This is a genomic window from Absicoccus intestinalis (assembly GCF_033971885.1).
GTDB classification, from domain to species: domain Bacteria; phylum Bacillota_I; class Bacilli_A; order Erysipelotrichales; family Erysipelotrichaceae; genus Absicoccus; species Absicoccus intestinalis.
In genome coordinates, this window is record NZ_JALBUS010000001.1 from 58553 (window position 1) to 78125 (window position 19573).

Sequence of the window (19573 nt, forward strand, 5' to 3'; positions counted from 1 at the left end):
CAGTTGTTCGGATGGATTGAAAGAATGCGCGTTCTAGAGTAGAATAGAAACATCGAGAGGATGAAATTGATATGAAAAAAACGCGTACACGATTTGCTCCCAGTCCAACGGGATATATGCATATTGGTAATTTACGAACAGCTTTATTCGAATATTTGATTGCCAAACATGACAATGGTGATTTTATTCTTCGAATTGAAGATACCGACCAGGTTCGACAAGTAGAAGGAGCAACCGAAATCATCTATGATACCCTGAAAAGCGTAGGCATGAATTGGGATGAAGGCCCCGATATCGGTGGCAATTATGGTCCTTATATTCAAAGTGAACGATTGCCTATGTATAAAGGCTATGCCGAAGAATTGATCCAATTAGGGAAAGCCCATTATTGTTTCTGCAGTGAAGAAGACATTGAGAAGCAACGACAAGAACAAGGTGAATCTTTTGTTTTTCATGATCCATGCAAGAACTTGACACCCGAAGAAATCCAAGCCAAATTAGATGCAGGTCAACCTTATGTCATTCGCCAAACCATCGATCATGTGGGTTCCCAAGATTTTGATGATGAAGTCTATGGCCATATTGAAGTCGATGGCGATTTATTGGATGAACAAGTATTGATCAAATCCGATGGATTCCCGACTTATAACTTTGCGAATGTCATTGATGATCACCAAATGGAAATCAGTCATGTCGTTCGTGGCAATGAATATTTATCATCTACTCCAAAATACAATCTTTTATATGATGCCTTTGGATGGGAACGTCCCATCTATGTCCATGTGCCACCCGTCATGAAAGATGAACATCATAAATTATCCAAACGAAATGGCGATGCTTCGTTCCAAGATCTAGTTGCCAAAGGCTATTTACCCGAAGCCATCATTAACTATATTGCCTTATTGGGATGGTCACCAGAAAATGATCAAGAAATTTTCTCTATGGATGAATTGATCCAAATATTTGATACACATCGTATTTCCAAGCGTCCAGCCATCTTTGATATTGATAAACTCACTTGGATGAATAGTGAATACATCAAAGCAATGCCAAAGGAAACCTTCTATCAAAAGGTAGAGCCGTATTTAAAGAAAGTCATCACCAAAGATTTGGATCTAGCTTATATTGCGGAATTGATCCAATCTCGAATTGATCGTTTTGATCAAGATGAAATCACCGAAATGATCGATTTCTTTGAAGCTTTGCCAGAAGATTATGATTTGGAGATGTATAAACATAAACGTCAGAAATCAACCAAAGAAAAATCCATTGTTTCCTTAAAAGCCGCTTATGATTTATTGAAAGATTTTGATCAATGGGATAGTGTCGATGCGATTGGTGAAGAAATGATGAAATTACCAACACAATTGGAGGTAAAAAATGGCGTTGTTTTATGGCCGATTCGTACCGCTCTTTCCGGTAAACGTGCCACTCCAGGAGGCGCCTTTGAGATTGCGTATGTCTTAGGAAAAGAAGAAAGCTTACGTCGTATCCAAGTGGGTATCGATCGATTGGAAAAGGATCTACAAAATTAAGCTTGCAGGAGCATCCGCTCCTGTTTTTTTGAAAAAAGGAACTGGAATTTTTCCAGTTCCTTATAATGGTCGGAAATCCGATGCCGGATGCTTACAAACCGGACAAATAAAGTCGTCTGGCAATACTTCGCCTTCATAGATGTACCCACAAATCGTACAGATCCAGCCTTTGCGTTTTTTTGGTTCCGGTTTTGGTTTGATGTTCGAAAAATAATAGGCGTACGTAGCCGAAGGGGTATCGTCCCATACATCTCCATCTTCGATGGTGGCAATAAATAAAGTATGACTGCCCAGATCAATGGCTTGGATCACTTTTCCAGAAAGATATCCATTGGTTTGATCCGTATGAATGATTGCTATGCCATTTTCCGCACGAGAAATAGAAACTTCCGCAAATTTATCGACATCTCGTCCACTTTGGAAGCCAAAATGCGAAAATGTATCAAACTTCGCCTGCTCACTTAAGATGGATACATTAAATTGACCCGTCTTTAGGATCATATCATGGGTATAATTCGCTTTATTGACCGAAATCGAAATGGTGTTGGGTTCACTCGCCACTTGAACAGCCGTATTGATGATACAGCCATTATCTTTTTGACCATCACGAGCTGTCAATACAAACAAACCATAACTGAGCTTTTTCATTACATCGAGATTCATTGTTCTCCTCCTTTCCTCTTTTGTTACTTCTATTGTACCAAAAAAAAGCCAAATCTTTCGACTTGACTTATTTTTTTGGTAACTTAAAGGAACTCTTTAAAGAAACGATGCGATTAAAAACCAAAGCATCGTCTTTACTATCTTTTGGATCCAAATTATAGTAACCAGAACGAACAAATTGGAAACGATCCCCATTGGTGTAATTCTTGATGGTTTCTTCCACGTAACAAGGATGCAATACCGTCAATGAATTTGGATTTAAATTGACCGATCCATCTTCATTGTAGACACCTTTTTCTTCATCCACCAGGTTTTCATACAAACGAACCGTTGCGGGGATGGCATGTCCACAATCCACCCAATGAATCGTACCTTTGACTTTTCGTCCCGTAAATCCCGTACCCGATTTCGTTTCCGGATCATAGGTACCATGAATGATGGTCACCTTGCCATTTTCGTCTTTTTCAAAACTTGTACATTTCACGAAATAAGCATTCATCAAACGAACTTCATTACCAACAAAGAAACGACGATATTTCTTTGGGGGTTCTTCCATAAAATCGTCGCGTTCGATCCAAACTTCACGGGAGAATGGCACTTTTTTGTTACCTGATTCGGGATTTTCCATATTCAATGGAGCATCCAAATATTCAACTTGTCCTTCCGGATAGTTATCGATGACCAATTTGATCGGATCTAAAACAGCCATCAAGCGTGGTGCTTTGGGTTTCAGATCATCCCGTACAAAGTGTTCCAACATGGCATAATCCACACTGGAATTGCTCTTGGATACACCCGCGGCTTCCATAAAATTACGAATGGATTCCGGTGTGAAGCCACGACGACGTAAAGCAGCAATCGTAACTAGGCGTGGATCATCCCAACCATCCACGATGCCTTGGTCAACCAAACGTTTGATGTAGCGTTTTCCGGTAATGACATTGGTCAAATACATTTTCGCAAATTCGATTTGTTTCGGTGGATTTGGAAACTCAGCTTGGGTCACGACCCAATTGTATAGTGGTCGATGATCTTCAAATTCCAAGGTACAAATGGAATGCGTTACGCCTTCGATCGCATCTTCGATGGGATGGGCAAAATCATACATCGGATAAATACACCATTTATCTCCCGTATTGTGATGGGTCATACGGGCTACACGATAAAGAATAGGGTCTCGCATATTGATATTGGGACTGGCCATATCAATTTTGGCACGCAATGTTTTTGAACCATCTTCAAATTCACCATTTTTCATTCGCTCAAATAAATCTAAGTTTTCTTCAATAGAACGATTGCGATACGGAGATTCTTTGCCAGGCTCTGTCAAAGTACCACGATAGGCATGAATTTGCTCGGCCGATAGATCATCGACATAAGCCACCCCTTTTTTGATGTATTTGATGGCAATTTCATACATTTGATCAAAATAGTTGGATGCGAAGCGTACGCCACCAACATATTTAGCGCCTAACCATTCCACATCTTTGACAATCGATTCTACAAATTCATTGTTTTCTTTCATAGGATTGGTATCATCAAAGCGTAAGTGGAAATCACCATGATATTCTTGGGCAAGGCCATAATTTAATAAAATCGATTTCGCATGGCCAATGTGTAAATAGCCATTGGGTTCTGGTGGAAATCGAGTAACCACTTTTGTATATGTTCCGTCAGCAAGATCTTCATCAATGATGCGTTCAATAAAGTTCTTGCTATTGGTTTCTTTTTCCATTTCTTCTCCTCCATAACTTTCTTTAGATATAGTCAATTTTACCATAAATAAAAAGAAAGTGCTTGATGAATCACAAGCACTTATCCTTCTGGATTTAATAGATGGAATTTATCAAAAACATAAAACAATAAACTCAAAAGCATCGCAACCACACATGCCAAGACCATACCAGTCAATTCAACCGTTCCAAAATGAATCGTGACACCCGATAAACCGGTCACAAAGACAACCGAGGTCAAGATCATATTGATACTTTTTGAGTAATCCACTTGATCATCAACAAGAATACGCAATCCGGATGTTCCAATCATACCATACAATAAGAAACTAATTCCACCAATGACCGGTCCCGGAATGGTTTGGATCAAGGCCGATAAAGGACCAATAAACGAACAAATGATCGATAAGACTGCCGCTCCACCAATGACTTGGACACTATATACGCCCGTAATGGCCATGACCCCAATGTTTTCGCCATAGGTTGTGGTAGGAACCGATCCAACCAATCCACTCAAGGCACTGGAAAAATTATCCGCAAACAAAGAGCGATGCAAGCCCGGATCTTTTAATAAATCACGACCAACGACTTCACTGGTTACAATTTGATGACCAATGTGCTCCGAAGTAATGACCAATAATACCGGTAAGATCATCAAGATCGCATGAATGTCGAATTTTGGTGCTTGAAAATGAGGCATCATGAAGAAGGATGCTTCTTGCACAGGACGTAGATCAACAATACCCACGCAAATGGCTGCGATGTAACCACAAACGATCGCAATCAAGATGGGAATCACACTAAAGAATTTACGGAAACAAACCGATCCAACGATTGCCACGCCTAAAGTCACCGCAAATACGATCACATTGGCCGGATCGACCACTTTATCCAACAAACCCGCATTAGAAGCTGCATTGCTGGATAATTCCAAGCCAATCAAAGCCACAACGGGTCCCATGGCTGCACTGGGTAAGACAATATCGATCCATTTGGTGCCTACTTTGTAGATGATAAAGGCAAGAATACACCCACAAATGCCGGTAACGACAAAGCCACCTTGGGCATAGGGAAACCCCCATTTCGCAATAACCAAGGAAGCCGGTCCTAAAAACGCAAAACTACTTCCTAAATAAGCCGGCGCTCTTCCTTTCGTGATCAAAATAAATAATAGGGTCCCAATTCCATTCATCAATAGCACAACGGCTGGATTGATTCCTAAGACAAAGGGAACCAATACGGAAGCACCAAACATCGCAAACATATGTTGCAGACTCAAGGGTGCTAATAAACGAAAAGGAACTTTTTCTTGTACTTGAATAATACGTTTCGCCATTTTTTCTCTCCTTCTGAACCTTCCATGTGTATTTATATCATATTTTTCCTCATGCATTCAATAAAGAGTGTGGTATAATAGCGATGTGCGCCCGTAGCTCAATAGGATAGAGTGTCAGATTCCGATTCTGAAGGTTGCGGGTTCAATTCCTGTCGGGCGCGCCATTTAAGGAGAGAATATGTCAACGATATTATTTGATTTAGATGATACCTTGATTCAATCCATGTATGTTTGGGAAGATGCCATTACGGCATTATTTGAAAAACTACATATTGATATAGACTTTGAACGCGCTAAAAAGACCTTTATGACCAAGCGTTTTAGTGAAGTTCTTGTTTATATCAAGAAATATTATTATCCCCATGCCACCATTGAACAAATGAATGATTTCTGTATGTCCTTTGTGATCGATCAATATCAACATCATGTTCCAGCAACCCAAGGTGCCGTTGAATTTGTACATGAACAAGCTAAAAAAGGAACAACCATGGCCGTTGTCACTTCCAATGATTATCATGTCACAAAATCGGTTTTACAACGATTGGATATGTATGATGCGATGCAAGCCATCTTCTCGGCTGAAGAATTGCATTTGACCAAACGCGAACCAGAAATCTACAACTATGCATTAAACAAGTTACATGCCACACCAAAAGATACCCTTGTCTTTGAGGATTCCATGTATGCGATTGAAACCGCTCGTTCATTGGGAATTCGTTGTATTGGCATTGAAAACGATTGGAATCGTCGTGATTTTATGAGAAATCATGTCGAAACGATCCATGACTTCACTGAACTACATTCGTTTCTGTAGCTCAGTTGGATAGAGCATTCGCCTCCTAAGCGAAGGGTCGGCGGTTCGAATCCGCCCAGGAACGCCATCTATATAAGAAAAACGATAAGACTTAGTCTTACCGTTTTTTTATTGGATCTCGTCTTATAAACCCAACATCTTAAATGCATCTTCTTCCGAATAATTTTCTGTACTAGAACTTCCTTTTTCTAATTCTTTCATCAATTGATTGAATGCATTGATTTTCATCTCTGAATTGCCCCTATCCTCCTTTGGAGCATCTACAATATTACGCATGATTCCATACCCTTTCATGAATAGTTTAAGCCATTCAAACAGAAAAATTGATCATTGTGGGTACATCGTAACTACAACAATTGTATAAACTAATCTGTATTTCGTCTTGAAAAATAGTCACATTGAATCGAATATTTCTTTGAAATACTCCTCTTATTCTTGCTTGATCTACCGTTCATAAACCATGTTTAATTGATTCCATATATAAACATGACTATAATTCGCAACAAAGTGGCCTAAGTCCTTTCCTATAGGGACATTGACCACTTTTTTCATTCTTTCACTGTCAAAGACTTTGCCTTGCATTTTTCAATAAGAGCACGTATCCCAACGCTCACAAATAAGATCAAACCACAAAAGATCGATAAAAATCCCAATGGCAACAAAAAGAAGTTTTCATGTAAGATACCCTGGGCATCCACATATTCGACCGACATCCCTTTAATGACTAACATCAATAAGCCCATCAATAAAAAGATCCCACCAATGATTGAAGTAACCATATTGTATTTGGCCTTTCTTGTTTCACTCCCGTCTTTGATCACTTTTTCTGTTATGTTGTTCATATGATTGTTTTCTCCTTTCAACAACTGGTCCAAGGAGATATCAAAAATATGGGACATTTGGATCAACATCTCAATGTCTGGTAGATTTTTATTGTTTTCCCACTTGGAAACCGCTTGTCGGCTTACATGTAGCTGAGTGGCAAATTGCACCTGTGTCAGCTTTTTCTCTTTACGAATCGTTTTGATTTGTTGTCCAAAATCCATGTCATTCTACCTCCATAATCAAAGTCTAGTTGCATTGGTTCCATGCTTCAAGAAAGTCGTTCTTGCCTTTAAAAAAATAGATAAGCAAGCGTTGCTTGCCTACCTATTTTAACGTAAAATCCTAAGAATCAAAATGATTAAGAATGGATTTATATTGGATACTCTTGTTTTCGTTAAATTCCTTTTGGGCTGCCTGTACATATTCTGGCTCCTGCAAGAAATCAAAAGCTTGACCAGCCAATACATGAGCCGCGTAGAAAGCACCTTTGGCACCCAATGAAGAACCTGCACAAGCAGCGGCCTGCCAAGTATGCGGACCAATCCCAACTGGCCAACAAGCACTAGAAAAAGTGGACATAGGCATATTAAAACTGACATCGCCCGTATCCGTACTGGCTGTCATGAAGACCGTTTTCCAAAAGGAACGATCTTCAACACAAGAATTCATAATTCGTTGGCTAGTTCCATACAAATGATTTTTGTTTTCAACAATTTGAGGATCCACACTCATCTGGATGGCTTTCGCAAAATCCAGCTCTTCTTGCGTAAACGGCGGGAAAGGTGCCTCTTTCAAATTCTCATAACAAATATCCGTCATGATCTTAGCCTTCTTCATTTCCCAACAACCATATTCAACATCGATATCCACTGTTGTCTCGGTCATCATGGCAGCGCCTTTAGCCACTTTTTCCACCCGATCTAAGATCGATAACACATCCGACATATGGGGTGCACGAATAAAATACCAACTCGATGCAAGATCTGGGACAATATTTGGGATATTGTCACATTGCGTACTGTAATGGATTCGTGCTGCATCAATGACATGTTCTCTTAAATAATTGACTCCAACGTTCATTAATTCCACGGCATCCAAGGCACTTCGTCCTTGCCAAGGGGCAACCGCTGCATGAGCGGTTTTACCACGAAAAACAAAACGTACCGAAATATTCGCTAAATACGACTCTTCATAGGCACAATTGATATCCATAGGATGCCAGCTCAAAGCCAGATCACACCCTTCAAACATTCCTAAGCGAAGCATTTTGACTTTTCCCGATAGCAATTCTTCTTCGGGACATCCATAAAAACGAATGGTGCCAGACATGTTTTCTTTTGCCAACCATTGTTGGATGGCCAATGCCGCCACCAAAGCAGCAGAACCCAAAAGATTGTGTCCACAACCATGACCAGCCCCACCGACTTGGACAGGTTCTTGATGCGATATTGGCTTTTGCGATAGCCCTGGTAAAGCATCATATTCTCCCAATATCGCAATGACAGGTTTGCCTTGGCCATATTCGGCATAGAAAGTATGCTCCATCTTTGCCTGATCATGAATTGTAAAACCTGCTGATGATAAAATTTGTCGCAAATAGTTCGCCGAAAATTTTTCATGACCGCCTGTTTCTGGATGCGTGAACAAAGTCGATACACAATCCTCAAAAACGCTTTGTAACGAATCCACTGTCTGAAAGATATCTTGTTTATTCATGGGCATGGAACACTTTCATACTTAAGAAAATCGAAACAAACACACAAGATAAAGTACCTAAATAATTGGCTGAGCCAGGCAGCCAAGTAAACAATCCCGCTTTGATGGCTACATTGATCAAGATGGCAAATACAGTCATGGTGACTCCTAATTTTCTTTGTTTCATGGCAAATTGCATCAACAAAGCACCAAACAAGGCAGGTAACAAATAATTCAAAGCCAATGTAATTGATTGTGGCAATTGAGAAAGAATTCGACTACCTAGAATAACACCGATTGTCAAAACAGAGACATTGATAATAATCGAAATGGCCATACCTAACGTTGCGATGATCGATCCTTGTTCCGTTCCTGGTTCCACATCGGCAGCTACTTGCGCCATACTTGCACAAGGCAAGCGCATATTGGAAATATTACCTGAAAGAAAGGCCATATAAGTACCTACAGGTCCTAAGACGGCAAAATAAGAAATGGGTTCCACAAACCATAAGATACCAAAGGCCGAAATAGCGGCAATCGCAGCCGTCAATAAAGCTGCCCAATCCGGCAATAAATGATAAACGATTGCCAGCAACAAAGCGGGTGTAAACGATAAAAGTGCACCGAGATATCCTGTTGTTTTCCCAATGCGATGCATCATTGGTAAATATTCTTTTTCATAAAAATCTTTCATCTTCTGCCTCCTATAGTAATGCCGTAATGATCATGGATCCCAAGATCGCAATGGTCAAATTCCATTCTTTTAAACGTTTCATTTGAAATTTTTCAGTTATACACATCATAAGAGCCATGATCAAAGCCCCTAATACACAGGCCACTGCATTTTTATCCATCCGAACCAAATGGGTGGCTGACATCGCACTAAATACTCCAATGACTGCCGCCACCGAAATCATTGTCAATCGTTTGGCATTATTTCCCGAAATCTTCGTTTGCACTTTTTCCATCCGATTGGCGGCAAACGTCGCAAATAAGACCCATCCAATCGAACCAATGACCATGGTCCAAAGTGCCATTGTCAAAGCTTGGGGTGTCATCTTATCTACGCCTAAGGTCACACCCACAGCGCTTGTTCCCATATTGGCCGCTGTCGATTCAAACATGACAGCACCAATCAAGGATAAACGCATCCAAGCAATGGGACCACCCACTGTGATCAATAACGACAGCATCCCTGAAAGGATCACGATGGAAGGTCCAATCGAAGTAATCGCACCACTTCGAATGGCTTCTTTCATTTGTCCTTTGCTCAAACCAACCTTATTGCCTGCTTGATAGGCTTTTCTCAGAAAGGTGATTGCTTGCACCAACACCACACAAACCGGAACTCCACAAGCAATCCACATAGGAATTCCATTCGCAATTTGCATTGCATCCATATACTCTCTCCTCCTCGAAAACAAAAAGTCGAATTCCACTTTTACCGTAGAATCCGACCTGTTTTCTTATTCTATACACCCTGTCCTTTTACCTGAGAGTTTCATGTTACCACTTGCCCCTTCGGTACTCCTAAGAGATTCTCCAGAGTTTCTCCATTATCAGTCTTCCTGATAACTTCTACGATGATTCGAGTATACCATTTTCTTTCATTTATTTTCAATATTTTTTCATAGAATATTTTCAATGATTGTTCTGATTCATTTAATATTTTACTTTTTTAATATATATATATATAATTTTAATAAACATTCATTTAAGGTTCTTTTTATGTAAACACTGCATACTATCCAATAGCTTAGGAGGCTTTATACACAATGGATTTAATTGAAATCACCAATGATACCTATGAAAATTGGATCACAAACTATCCCCAACGAAACTTTCTGCAATCGAGCTATGAAGGCAAAAAAATGAGTCAAAATGGCGGACACATCTATTATTTGGCAGGAAAAGAAAAGAATACCATCCAAATTTGTGCCCTGCTTTGTTTACGACCCCTGATGAAACGATTTACCTTTGCGTATCTGCCCAGAGGCCCCATCTATGATGGGTCCCATCCAGAATATCTTCAATCGTTCTATGCCCAACTCAAACCCTTTTTGAAACAAAAAAAGTGCGTCTTTTTAGAAACCGATCCCTATATCCCTTTGCGTCAAAGAGATAAAGATGGCCATATCGTAGACCATGGCTGGGATCACTTTGACATTGTCCAACAATACAAAGACATGCACTTTCAACAACTTCCATGGAAACAAGGATACGATGAAACCAAACAATGTCGCTGGATGTCGGTACTCGATCTTCGACAGAAAACCAAAGAAGAAGTATTTGCTTCTTTTAGCGCCAAGACCCGACAAAACATTCGTAAAGCCATGAGAAACACCATTCAAGTGCGCCCTTTATCCAGAGAAGAACTTCCCATCCTTTACCATATGGTCAAAGAAACAGGACAACGAAGAAATTTTCCTTTTTTTCCCTTAAGCTACTATCAAGAACAATACGATTGTTTCCAAGACCATGCCCAGGCCTATTATGCCTATTTGGATCTAGATGCCTATTTGACAAGTCTCTATCAATCGATGGAAAAAGAAAAAAGCACGATCCAACAAGCCCAGGATGGATTGCGTCTCAACCCCTACTCTAAAAACTCAAAACATCGTTTACAAAAAGCCCAAGCCAATCTTCAGGCTTTGGATGTGCGCATAAAAGAAGCCAAACAACTCGCGCAAACCCATGGTAAGGAATTGGGATTGGCAGCTGCCATGTATATCTTCTATGGCCAGGAAATCATCTATTTAGCCAGTGGCTCCAATGACATCTATAAGACCTATAAGGGACCTTATGCCTTGCAATGGGCCATGATCCAACAAGCCATCGAGAAAGGATATAGCTATTATAATTTCTATGGCATCAGCGGCTATTTCGAACCCGATCAAGAAGGCTATGGCGTCTTTGATTTCAAACGAGGCTTTCATGCCGATGTAATCGAACTCATTGGCAATTACATCCTTACCATTTCACCCGCTTTGTATAAACTCTATGCGATCCGATCAAAAAAAAACGAGCTGAATGGCTCGTTTTACTTTAGATGATTGAATTGATCAGCTTTATCTTCTGGCAAAGCATACTCCATAAAGATATCTTTCTTCATGTAAGACATCTTAGCCATCATTTCCTTACCCATCTTGTCTAGATGTAATAAATCGGTCTTATCTGGATTTTCTGGTGTCACTAAGAACAAAGAAATCATATAGTAATTCTTGCCATCTACATCATAGATGTTGTAGTCGATCTCATATTTTGCTGTTGCATCTTTTTCTTGATGAATGGTTTGTACTTGCTCTAAGTAATTGTTGGTATCGCCACGAAAGGTCAAATAATTCCAATTGGAATATTCACCATTTTCTTTTAAGCCATTGGCCAAGGTATCCAAGGAAACCAATTCACCATCCGCAAACGTACCATTCTTACCACTTTCCTTGGTGGTAATGAGGATGCTCGCACTAAAATTATCATACTTTACAGCACCAAAATTATACGTAATGGCATGCGTATTTTGATCTTCATTTTTGGATTGAACCGTCATGCCCTTTGGCAATAGGACATCTTGATCAATACCATCCAAATGAAAGACAGAACTCTCATTCACATATGTATATTTTGATGTTTTGGTTGTGGTTTTTTCGGTTGTTTTTTGGTTGGAAGACGAATTGCCCGTAAAAATATTGGCACCCAATTCAACCACCATAAAGACAACGATCACGATCGCGATCACACGCATGATCCAAACTCGAACTCGTTTACCCATACAAATTCCCCTTTTCTTGTTCATTATACCATAAATAAAGTAGGTATCGAACGCTCATTGTATTGCGTGGAGATCACACCGCCATCACTACAACGAGAATACACACCCGCAAATTGGCCATTGTATACATATAGCCCTGTCATATTCGCATAGGGTTTAAATTCCTTTTCCCGGACCAGATCAATATTCTGATTTCGATACGGTTGAATATATTCTTGCACCAAATAATTGCGATCCATACAACGTTTGACTTGTTCATCCCATTGGGCTTGATGCAGATCAACACCCGCCCATACACCTTGCGCCCCATAGGAATCTTTCGGCTTGATGATCCAATGATCCTTATCATCTAAATCAATGGGCACGTTTTTGTTTAGATCATACGTTTTTGGTAAATGCTTTTCCATAAACGCATTTTCTTCATCCGTCAGATACGCTTGCATCCATGGATGTCGCAATACTTGATTGATTTGTTTATTATGGATGATCTGGGTTTGAAAACCACCAATCAAAATAACAGCTTGTTGTTTGATGGCCTCCAAAAAATCAAGACCGGCACAACGATCGACGATATCACTGGTCACCACTCGACGATACACCATATCTATTTTTCGATTCGTATAGATCGAATGCAGATGCGTCCCATCAAAAGCCAAATCCCGAATATCTAGGACTTCACATTGACAGCCATGCCGCTTAAAGATTTGTTGGAACACATATAACTCATTCAAATAGGCATTTTCTAAAAAATCAACAATAGCGACCATCGGATGCGGTGGTATCTGATCATCAGCCAAAGATAAAAAGGCATCGACCCAATGATCTTCCAATTCCATTTGTTCATAGGTATGGGGATCCTGTCGATATACATTATTGAACTTTAATAACTCCGCTAACTTCGCATTTTCATGCATAGCGGAAGTGCCATCGGTATTGAACTCACAAAATTTAAAATCTTTGGTCTTTTCATCATAAAAAATATCGATCCGACAAATCGGGATGCTCACATCGTATCGATTCGGCAACAAGATAAAGTCTTCCAATTGCTTCGAAAAAGGAAAGAGAGAGCGAATCTTCTCATCTTCTTTATAAGCCTGAATGACTTTTTCAAAGATGGTATACGTTTGATGAACGATCTGATGGAACCGTTGTTTATCTTCCTGAGAAAAGATCTTCGGAATATGGAGGGTATGCGTATAATTCTGATTGCCCGCATTCAATTCACTTTCAATAATGGCATTTTCCATTTGAAAAGCACTTTTCTTGCTCTCCAAAAAGTGCTTCTCGATATATTCTTTATATTGCTGGTCGATTGACATTTTGACTCCCCAAGGCTTCTAAATATCCTTGTTCTTGTATCAATAGGTTACCTTTTGCGGATTCTTTCAATGCATGGACCAAAGACTGTACTGGTCGACCATAGACATAAGCCTGCCAACCATCCTTCTGAATGGCTCGTTTCGCATCTTGGATCTCATCGATCGAATGCGCCCATTGATTCACATCACGAATGATTGTTTCATCATAGAAAATTCCTTTGATAAAAGCTGCATAGGCCAATAAATTCGGTAAAGGCATACTATCCGCCGAACGAATTTCCATACATTTCTTAACCCGGATATCCGGAAAGACCATCGATAAATAGTGTTCGATTTCTGGTGTACCAAACCCATACGTTTGTGCCACTTCTTTACACGTTTGATTCCCCGTTGGAATGAATTGGTCTTGTGTATGCATTAAGATCAAAGGATCATCCAATACATAGTTTTCATAACTTGCATAACCAAAGGTTGGTGAAAACAAATCCTCAATGATATGACATCTTTGGGGATCGGTATGCTGCCAAATGGAATCCCGTAACAAAATATCCGTATTCGGTTTTCCTGCATAATAGGGTGTATTAAAACTGATCAAAGCAAAAAGCGGGTGCAAGATATTGGCCATCCGATATTTTCGAACAAAATCCAGCTCATCCGCAAAATCAATCGAAGCATGGATCGACGCCGTTCCCTTCATCATTTCTTTCCCACGCGTTCCCGAATGAGCAAAATACGCTTCCATATATTGATAACGATCTTTGTCAATGCGTGGATACGCATCCACCGATACCGTTGGAATGCCCCCGCTATATACGATCGAATAGCCATTGGCTTGTACAAAAGCTTCAATGGGTTTCATTGCTCTTTGATACATTTTTTCAATCGCTTCGATCTGATCGGTATAGTGGAACGAAAACTCCAATTGACAACCGGGTTCTAACGTGATCAAAGTATCTTCATTTCCTAAAGCAACGATATGTCCTTTTTCATAACTTTTTTGCGGATAATTGGATTCAATTTGATGAAACAATCGCTCAATATCCGCATAGGGCATTGGTAAACCCGTTTCTTTATGAATGATAAAATGCTCAATTTCCATACCCACATAGTGCGTTTGTCGATGTTTTTCACCAGAACGAATATAATTAATGATCGAACCCATAATAAACGGACTCCTTTACTTGATCGGCATGGGTCTTACCAATCAAAGCCTCTAAAAGTGCAAAACCAAATTCCACACTGGCTGCAGCAGAACAAGCCGTAATCAAATTGCCATCCCGCACAACATATTGACGATGATAGATACCGCCAAAATCATCATTCAAAGATTCAAAACAAGTATAATTCTTCCCTTTTAATAAGCCTTCTTGGCCAAGAATGGTTGGGGCCGCACAAATCGCACCAAGGATTTTTTCTTGCGCAAAAAAAGGAAGCAATTTTAAGACTCTTTCATCTTTGCGCATCGTCATATGTTGCGGTCCTCCCGGTATCACCAAACAATCAGCCTTTTCAAAATCATAGTCTTCATAAGGAATGGTTGGCGTATATTGTACCCCAAAACGACCGGTCACATCTTCTTTTTCCAAACGAACGATGTCCACATCCACACCGCCACGTCGCAACAGTGCGATGGGTCCCATCGTTTCTAATTCTTCATATCCATTATCGATCAAAACAACGGCTCTCATATTCATACCTCCATTTGTGGTTATCTTTAGTATACTCATCATAAAAAGAATGCGCAAATCGGATAACCTAGGTTATAATGGTTAAAAAAGGAAGGCGTTCATCATGAGAAATTTTTTACAAAAATGTCAACGTGAAATTGTATTCAGTGCCATATTATATGCCATTTTAGGAATCCTTTTACTGGTATTTAACGTAAAAGCATTGGGAACCATCATACAAGTCTTGGGCTGGATCTTCATTGTTTATGCGATCTATAATTTCTATCTATATTTTGTTCGCAGAGACAGCTTATCCAGTGGTCCTTTGGTCATTGCGATCCCCTTTTTATTGATTGGCATCGTCTTGGCCCGCAATCCTGGTTTTGTGATCAGCATGAGTTCGATCTTGATTGGCATCGTGGTCTTATTCAATGGTATTGTCCACATTCAAACCAGTCTGTTTCAAAAAGACCTGGGTTACACCAATTGGGGACTTTCTTTGGTTTATTCCATCTTGATTACCATCGTTGGTGGTATCTTGATCGTCAATCCCATCGATACCGTATCCACCGTCTTAAAGATTGGTGGAATCTTGTTGATCATTCAAGCTTGCAGCGTATTGGTTTCCCAACATCGCATCCACAAATTGTCCAAAGAATACGATAAAGAAAACAACATAGTCGATGGCGATTTCAAAGACATTAAATAAAGGTGCAGTGATTACTGCACCTTTGATTTTAAATACGCAAAGATAAATCCATCCAGATTGCCATCCAAGACATCCTGGACCTGACTGGTTTCATAGCCCGTACGAACATCTTTGACCAAATTGTATGGATGCAACACATAGTTGCGAATCTGGGAGCCCCATTCATTCGCGACTTGTTCGCCCTTGATCTGCGCTAATTTCTTTTCTTGTTTTTCAATTTCCAACTGATACAAACGCGACTTTAAGACCCGCATGGCCTCTTCCCGATTTTCATGTTGCGAACGGCCATTCTGACACGTTGCCACGATGCCGGTTGGCTTATGCACCAAACGCACTGCCGAATCGGTCTTATTGATGTGCTGTCCACCAGCCCCGGAAGCTCGTTTGGTCTCAAATTCAATATCTTCGGGCTTGATATCAATCTCAATTTCATCATTAAATTGTGGCATGACATCCAAAGACGCAAAGGAAGTATGTCTTCTAGCCCCCGCATCAAAAGGACTAATACGAACCAAACGATGTACGCCCTTTTCCGATTTTAGATAGCCATAGGCCTTGTCGCCTTCCACCAAAAAAGTCACACTTTTGATGCCCGCTTCTTCTCCAGGTAGGTAATCCAATACCTTCACTTTAAAGCCATGTTTTTCGGCATATCGCGTATACATGCGATACAACATGCTGGCCCAATCACAAGATTCCGTACCACCAGCACCCGGATGAATCTCCAAGATCGCATTGTTTTGATCGTACTCATGCGACAATAAGACTTCGATCTCAAATTCTTCAAAGGTATGGCTGACTTCTTTATATTCTTCTTCAGCCATCTCCATCAACTCGGCATCAAAATCCGCTTTGAGGGCATCAGCCGTTTCATCCAATGATTTCAATTCTTCCCATAAAGATGAATAGGTTTCGACAATATGACTCAAACTATTCTTTTGCCGAATCACTTTCTGCGCTTTTTTCTGATCACTCCAGAAATTGGGATCCATGGTTTGATCATCCAATTCTTTAATGGTCTTTTTTTTCGTATCTAAGTCAAAGAGACTCACCTAGAGACTCCAACTTCTCTAGGTGAGTAGTCAATCCTTGTTTTAGTTCATAAACTTCCATTAGGCATTCTCCTGTACTCGAACTTTCAATAAGAAGAAAGCAATCTCACGATTGATGCGATGGTTCATCTCATCAAACATCGCAAATCCTTCTTCGACATATTGTTGCAACGGGTTATTTTGGGCATAACTACGCAAATAAATACCACCACGCAACTTATCCATCTGATCAATGTGTTGGATCCAGTTGCGATCGATATTTCGCAATACGACCGTTTTTTCAAAAGGCATAAATTGATCTTTGACCAATTTAATTTCATCTTCATAGCCATTCCACATCTTATTCAAACAATATTCTTTTGTTTCCTGAATATTTTTGCCCTCAATTTCCGAAACATGAATGGCCTTATCCTCTTGAAGTCCCATCATCTCTAAGGACTTCACTAAATTCGTGGCATCCACATTCTTTTTATTTTCGGTCAAATTGGCTTCGATCGTTTGATCCAAGGCATTTTCAAAAATATCATGGACCATTTCATGCACTTCACTGCTTTCCAAGATCTTATTTCGCTCCGCATAAATGATCTCACGTTGACGACGCAATACATCATCATAATCCAACAATTGTTTACGCATATCGAAGTTATACCCTTCCACACGCTTTTGTGCCTGGGTGATCGAACGCGTTACCGCTTTGGACTCGATCTTTTCATCCCCCACACGCTCAAACAATTTTTGAAGCTTGTTGCCACCAAAACGAATCATTAAATCATCTTCCAAAGAAACATAGAAACGGGAGAAGCCCGGATCCCCCTGACGACCCGAACGACCACGCAACTGATTATCGATACGACGCGATTCATGACGTTCCGAACCTAATACAGCTAAGCCGCCCAATTCACGACTTTCTGGTGTCAATTTGATATCCGTACCACGACCAGCCATATTGGTGGCAATGGTCACGCTCTTCGGACGACCTGCCAAAGCAATGATCTCGGCTTCTTTGGCATGATTTTTCGCATTCAACAAATGATGCGGAATACCTTCTTGTTTCAACATGCCACTGATCAATTCAGACGTTTCGACCGCAATGGTACCTACCAATACCGGCTGTCCTTTATGATATAAAGCCTTGACTTCACGTACCAATGCTTCGTATTTATCTTTCTTATGTGCATAAATTTCATCGGGCAGATCCTTACGTTGGATCGGACGATTGGTTGGAATACAAACAACACGCATATTATAGGTTGATAAGAACTCTTCTTCTTCGGTCTTGGCCGTACCGGTCATACCGGCTAATTTTTCATACAAACGGAAAAAGTTCTGATAGGTGATTGTTGCCAATGTCGACGTTTCTTCTTTAATAGGTACGGCCTCTTTGGCTTCAATGGCTTGATGCAGACCATCCGAATACGCTCGGCCTGGCATCAAACGACCGGTAAACTGATCGACGATCACGATTTCTTTATCATCCGTTACGACATATTCCACTTCTTTGGTCATGATATAGTTAGCACGCAAAGCTTGATTGATATGATGCACCAATTGCGTATGATCCGTATCATAGAGATTCGCAATATTAAAATACTTCTCTGCCTTGCTTACACCGGCTTCACTCAACATGATCTGACGCGTTTTTTCATCAATATCATAATCTCCACTGATCAATTTCTTTTCATGGGTAAAACTATCCGTTTCATATTCAGGAGCGGTTAGTGTCTTCACAAACTTATCGGCTTGAATATATAGATTCGCGGTATTTTTCTTACCACCCGAAATGATCAATGGCGTACGGGATTCATCGATCAAGACCGAATCGACTTCATCGACAATGGCCATATGTAAACCACGCATGACGCGCTCATCTACACTGGTGACCATATTGTCACGTAAGTAATCAAATCCCAATTCCGAGTTGGTCGTATAGGTAATATCACACGCATAGGCTTCTCGTTTTTGTTTCGGACTTAATTCGCGTTTATTGACACCGACAGTCAAACCTAAGAAACGATAAATCTCACCCATCCATCCGGCATCACGACCAGCCAAATATTCATTGACGGTAATGACATGGACACCTTGTCCAGCTAACGCATTGGCATAAACGGTCATCGTTGCGGTCAAAGTTTTACCTTCACCAGTCTTCATCTCGGCAATATCGCCTTTATGCATGGCTAATGCACCCATGATTTGTACTTTAAATGGCTTTTCATTGATGACACGATAAGCGGCTTCACGAGCGGTCGCAAAGGCTTCATATAAAATATCATCGACCGTTTCCCCATTCTGTAGTCGATTCCGATATTCACTTGTCTTTTCACGAAGTTGATCATCACTTAAAGCCTGCATTTTGGGCTCTAATGCCATAATTTTATCTGCTTCTTTCGCTAATGATTTAATTTCTCGTTGTTCTTCTGAAAAAACGCTTAAAATTCCCATGTTTTATTTCCCTC

18 protein-coding genes, 2 tRNA genes and 1 riboswitch are annotated in these 19573 nt (G+C 40.3%); of the genes, 6 read left to right on the top strand and 14 right to left on the bottom strand.

The window, feature by feature from the left end; genetic code table 11:
• Window positions 1-71: 71 nt before the first annotated feature.
• Window positions 72-1535, top strand: coding sequence for a glutamate--tRNA ligase (gene gltX / locus MOZ64_RS00250; RefSeq protein WP_320324618.1), 1464 nt, complete (start codon window positions 72-74; stop codon window positions 1533-1535).
• Between the two features lie 60 nt (window positions 1536-1595).
• Here the strand turns inward: gltX and MOZ64_RS00255 are convergent, their stop codons facing one another.
• The 3 genes from MOZ64_RS00255 to uraA form a co-directional block, all read right to left on the bottom strand.
• Window positions 1596-2198: a flavin reductase gene (locus MOZ64_RS00255; RefSeq protein WP_320324619.1), complete on the bottom strand. Its 603-nt coding sequence runs from the start codon at window positions 2196-2198 to the stop codon at window positions 1596-1598.
• Between the two features lie 67 nt (window positions 2199-2265).
• A complete protein-coding gene (locus tag MOZ64_RS00260) occupies window positions 2266-3933 on the bottom strand; it encodes a glutamine--tRNA ligase/YqeY domain fusion protein (RefSeq protein ID WP_320324620.1) in 1668 nt (555 codons plus the stop codon).
• Window positions 3934-4013: 80 nt separating this feature from the next.
• Window positions 4014-5267: a uracil permease gene (gene uraA, locus MOZ64_RS00265; RefSeq protein WP_320324621.1), complete on the bottom strand. Its 1254-nt coding sequence runs from the start codon at window positions 5265-5267 to the stop codon at window positions 4014-4016.
• Between the two features lie 87 nt (window positions 5268-5354).
• On the opposite strand from uraA, the gene MOZ64_RS00270 reads away from it, so the two are divergent.
• From MOZ64_RS00270 to MOZ64_RS00280, 3 genes are all read left to right on the top strand, one after another.
• A tRNA-Arg gene (locus MOZ64_RS00270) sits at window positions 5355-5431 on the top strand.
• 14 nt (window positions 5432-5445) lie between these two features.
• A complete protein-coding gene (locus MOZ64_RS00275; protein ID WP_320324622.1) occupies window positions 5446-6081 on the top strand; it encodes an HAD family hydrolase in 636 nt (211 codons plus the stop codon).
• Window positions 6072-6148, top strand: a tRNA-Arg gene (locus tag MOZ64_RS00280). The genes MOZ64_RS00275 and MOZ64_RS00280 overlap by 10 nt, the downstream gene beginning before the upstream one ends.
• 56 nt (window positions 6149-6204) lie before the next feature.
• Here the strand turns inward: MOZ64_RS00280 and MOZ64_RS00285 are convergent.
• The 5 genes from MOZ64_RS00285 to MOZ64_RS00305 form a co-directional block, all read right to left on the bottom strand.
• Window positions 6205-6357, bottom strand: a complete 153-nt coding sequence (locus MOZ64_RS00285; protein ID WP_320324623.1) for a hypothetical protein — start codon at window positions 6355-6357, stop codon at window positions 6205-6207.
• A gap of 272 nt (window positions 6358-6629) precedes the next feature.
• Window positions 6630-7127 carry a helix-turn-helix domain-containing protein gene (locus MOZ64_RS00290; protein ID WP_320324624.1) on the bottom strand — a complete coding sequence of 166 codons (498 nt, stop codon included), beginning with the start codon at window positions 7125-7127 and terminating at the stop codon, window positions 6630-6632.
• A gap of 121 nt (window positions 7128-7248) precedes the next feature.
• Window positions 7249-8622, bottom strand: coding sequence for an amidohydrolase (locus MOZ64_RS00295; RefSeq protein WP_320324625.1), 1374 nt, complete (start codon window positions 8620-8622; stop codon window positions 7249-7251).
• Window positions 8615-9295 (bottom strand): hypothetical protein, encoded by a 681-nt coding sequence (locus tag MOZ64_RS00300; protein WP_320324626.1) that lies wholly within the window; start codon window positions 9293-9295, stop codon window positions 8615-8617. Before MOZ64_RS00300 ends, MOZ64_RS00295 begins: the two co-directional genes overlap by 8 nt.
• A gap of 10 nt (window positions 9296-9305) precedes the next feature.
• Window positions 9306-10001: a DUF5058 family protein gene (locus tag MOZ64_RS00305; protein ID WP_320324627.1), complete on the bottom strand. Its 696-nt coding sequence runs from the start codon at window positions 9999-10001 to the stop codon at window positions 9306-9308.
• Between the two features lie 70 nt (window positions 10002-10071).
• Window positions 10072-10157: riboswitch (glycine riboswitch) on the bottom strand.
• Window positions 10158-10376: 219 nt separating this feature from the next.
• On the opposite strand from MOZ64_RS00305, the gene MOZ64_RS00310 reads away from it, so the two are divergent.
• On the top strand, window positions 10377-11654 hold the full coding sequence (locus MOZ64_RS00310; RefSeq protein WP_320324628.1) for a peptidoglycan bridge formation glycyltransferase FemA/FemB family protein: 1278 nt from the start codon (window positions 10377-10379) through the stop codon (window positions 11652-11654).
• Here the strand turns inward: MOZ64_RS00310 and MOZ64_RS00315 are convergent.
• From MOZ64_RS00315 to MOZ64_RS00330, 4 genes are read right to left on the bottom strand one after another with little or no spacing between them, the layout of a single operon-like run.
• On the bottom strand, window positions 11642-12370 hold the full coding sequence (locus tag MOZ64_RS00315) for a hypothetical protein (protein WP_320324629.1): 729 nt from the start codon (window positions 12368-12370) through the stop codon (window positions 11642-11644). The genes MOZ64_RS00310 and MOZ64_RS00315 overlap by 13 nt on opposite strands.
• 23 nt (window positions 12371-12393) lie before the next feature.
• Window positions 12394-13689 carry a hypothetical protein gene (locus MOZ64_RS00320; protein ID WP_320324630.1) on the bottom strand — a complete coding sequence of 432 codons (1296 nt, stop codon included), beginning with the start codon at window positions 13687-13689 and terminating at the stop codon, window positions 12394-12396.
• The gene (locus tag MOZ64_RS00325; protein ID WP_320324631.1) at window positions 13667-14851 is read right to left on the bottom strand and encodes a glutamate-cysteine ligase family protein; all 1185 of its coding nucleotides are present in this window, start codon (window positions 14849-14851) and stop codon (window positions 13667-13669) included. Before MOZ64_RS00325 ends, MOZ64_RS00320 begins: the two co-directional genes overlap by 23 nt.
• Window positions 14835-15377, bottom strand: coding sequence for a DJ-1/PfpI family protein (locus tag MOZ64_RS00330; protein ID WP_320324632.1), 543 nt, complete (start codon window positions 15375-15377; stop codon window positions 14835-14837). The genes MOZ64_RS00325 and MOZ64_RS00330 overlap by 17 nt, the downstream gene beginning before the upstream one ends.
• 103 nt (window positions 15378-15480) lie before the next feature.
• Between MOZ64_RS00330 and MOZ64_RS00335 the strand changes: the two genes are divergently transcribed.
• Window positions 15481-16065 (top strand): HdeD family acid-resistance protein, encoded by a 585-nt coding sequence (locus MOZ64_RS00335; protein WP_320324633.1) that lies wholly within the window; start codon window positions 15481-15483, stop codon window positions 16063-16065.
• Between the two features lie 11 nt (window positions 16066-16076).
• Here the strand turns inward: MOZ64_RS00335 and prfB are convergent.
• Window positions 16077-17178 (bottom strand): peptide chain release factor 2 gene (gene prfB, locus MOZ64_RS00340; protein ID WP_320324634.1). Its coding sequence is split into 2 segments (ribosomal slippage): window positions 16077-17105 and window positions 17107-17178, totalling 1101 coding nucleotides; the frame shifts between segments, so codons are not numbered across the junction.
• Entirely contained in the window at window positions 17178-19559 is a 2382-nt protein-coding gene (gene secA, locus MOZ64_RS00345) for a preprotein translocase subunit SecA (RefSeq protein ID WP_320324635.1), read from the bottom strand. Before secA ends, prfB begins: the two co-directional genes overlap by 1 nt.
• Between the last annotated feature and the right edge of the window lie 14 nt (window positions 19560-19573).

Bases quoted from the DNA above. Each gene is read 5' to 3' on its own strand.
- gltX (WP_320324618.1), top strand. From the start codon at position 72: ATGAAAAAAACGCGTACACGATTTGCTCCCAGTCCAACGGGATATATG.
- MOZ64_RS00255 (WP_320324619.1), bottom strand. From the start codon at position 2,198: ATGAATCTCGATGTAATGAAAAAGCTCAGTTATGGTTTGTTTGTATTG.
- MOZ64_RS00260 (WP_320324620.1), bottom strand. From the start codon at position 3,933: ATGGAAAAAGAAACCAATAGCAAGAACTTTATTGAACGCATCATTGAT.
- uraA (WP_320324621.1), bottom strand. From the start codon at position 5,267: ATGGCGAAACGTATTATTCAAGTACAAGAAAAAGTTCCTTTTCGTTTA.
- MOZ64_RS00275 (WP_320324622.1), top strand. From the start codon at position 5,446: ATGTCAACGATATTATTTGATTTAGATGATACCTTGATTCAATCCATG.
- MOZ64_RS00285 (WP_320324623.1), bottom strand. From the start codon at position 6,357: ATGCGTAATATTGTAGATGCTCCAAAGGAGGATAGGGGCAATTCAGAG.
- MOZ64_RS00290 (WP_320324624.1), bottom strand. From the start codon at position 7,127: ATGGATTTTGGACAACAAATCAAAACGATTCGTAAAGAGAAAAAGCTG.
- MOZ64_RS00295 (WP_320324625.1), bottom strand. From the start codon at position 8,622: ATGAATAAACAAGATATCTTTCAGACAGTGGATTCGTTACAAAGCGTT.
- MOZ64_RS00300 (WP_320324626.1), bottom strand. From the start codon at position 9,295: ATGAAAGATTTTTATGAAAAAGAATATTTACCAATGATGCATCGCATT.
- MOZ64_RS00305 (WP_320324627.1), bottom strand. From the start codon at position 10,001: ATGGATGCAATGCAAATTGCGAATGGAATTCCTATGTGGATTGCTTGT.
- MOZ64_RS00310 (WP_320324628.1), top strand. From the start codon at position 10,377: ATGGATTTAATTGAAATCACCAATGATACCTATGAAAATTGGATCACA.
- MOZ64_RS00315 (WP_320324629.1), bottom strand. From the start codon at position 12,370: ATGGGTAAACGAGTTCGAGTTTGGATCATGCGTGTGATCGCGATCGTG.
- MOZ64_RS00320 (WP_320324630.1), bottom strand. From the start codon at position 13,689: ATGTCAATCGACCAGCAATATAAAGAATATATCGAGAAGCACTTTTTG.
- MOZ64_RS00325 (WP_320324631.1), bottom strand. From the start codon at position 14,851: ATGGGTTCGATCATTAATTATATTCGTTCTGGTGAAAAACATCGACAA.
- MOZ64_RS00330 (WP_320324632.1), bottom strand. From the start codon at position 15,377: ATGAGAGCCGTTGTTTTGATCGATAATGGATATGAAGAATTAGAAACG.
- MOZ64_RS00335 (WP_320324633.1), top strand. From the start codon at position 15,481: ATGAGAAATTTTTTACAAAAATGTCAACGTGAAATTGTATTCAGTGCC.
- secA (WP_320324635.1), bottom strand. From the start codon at position 19,559: ATGGGAATTTTAAGCGTTTTTTCAGAAGAACAACGAGAAATTAAATCA.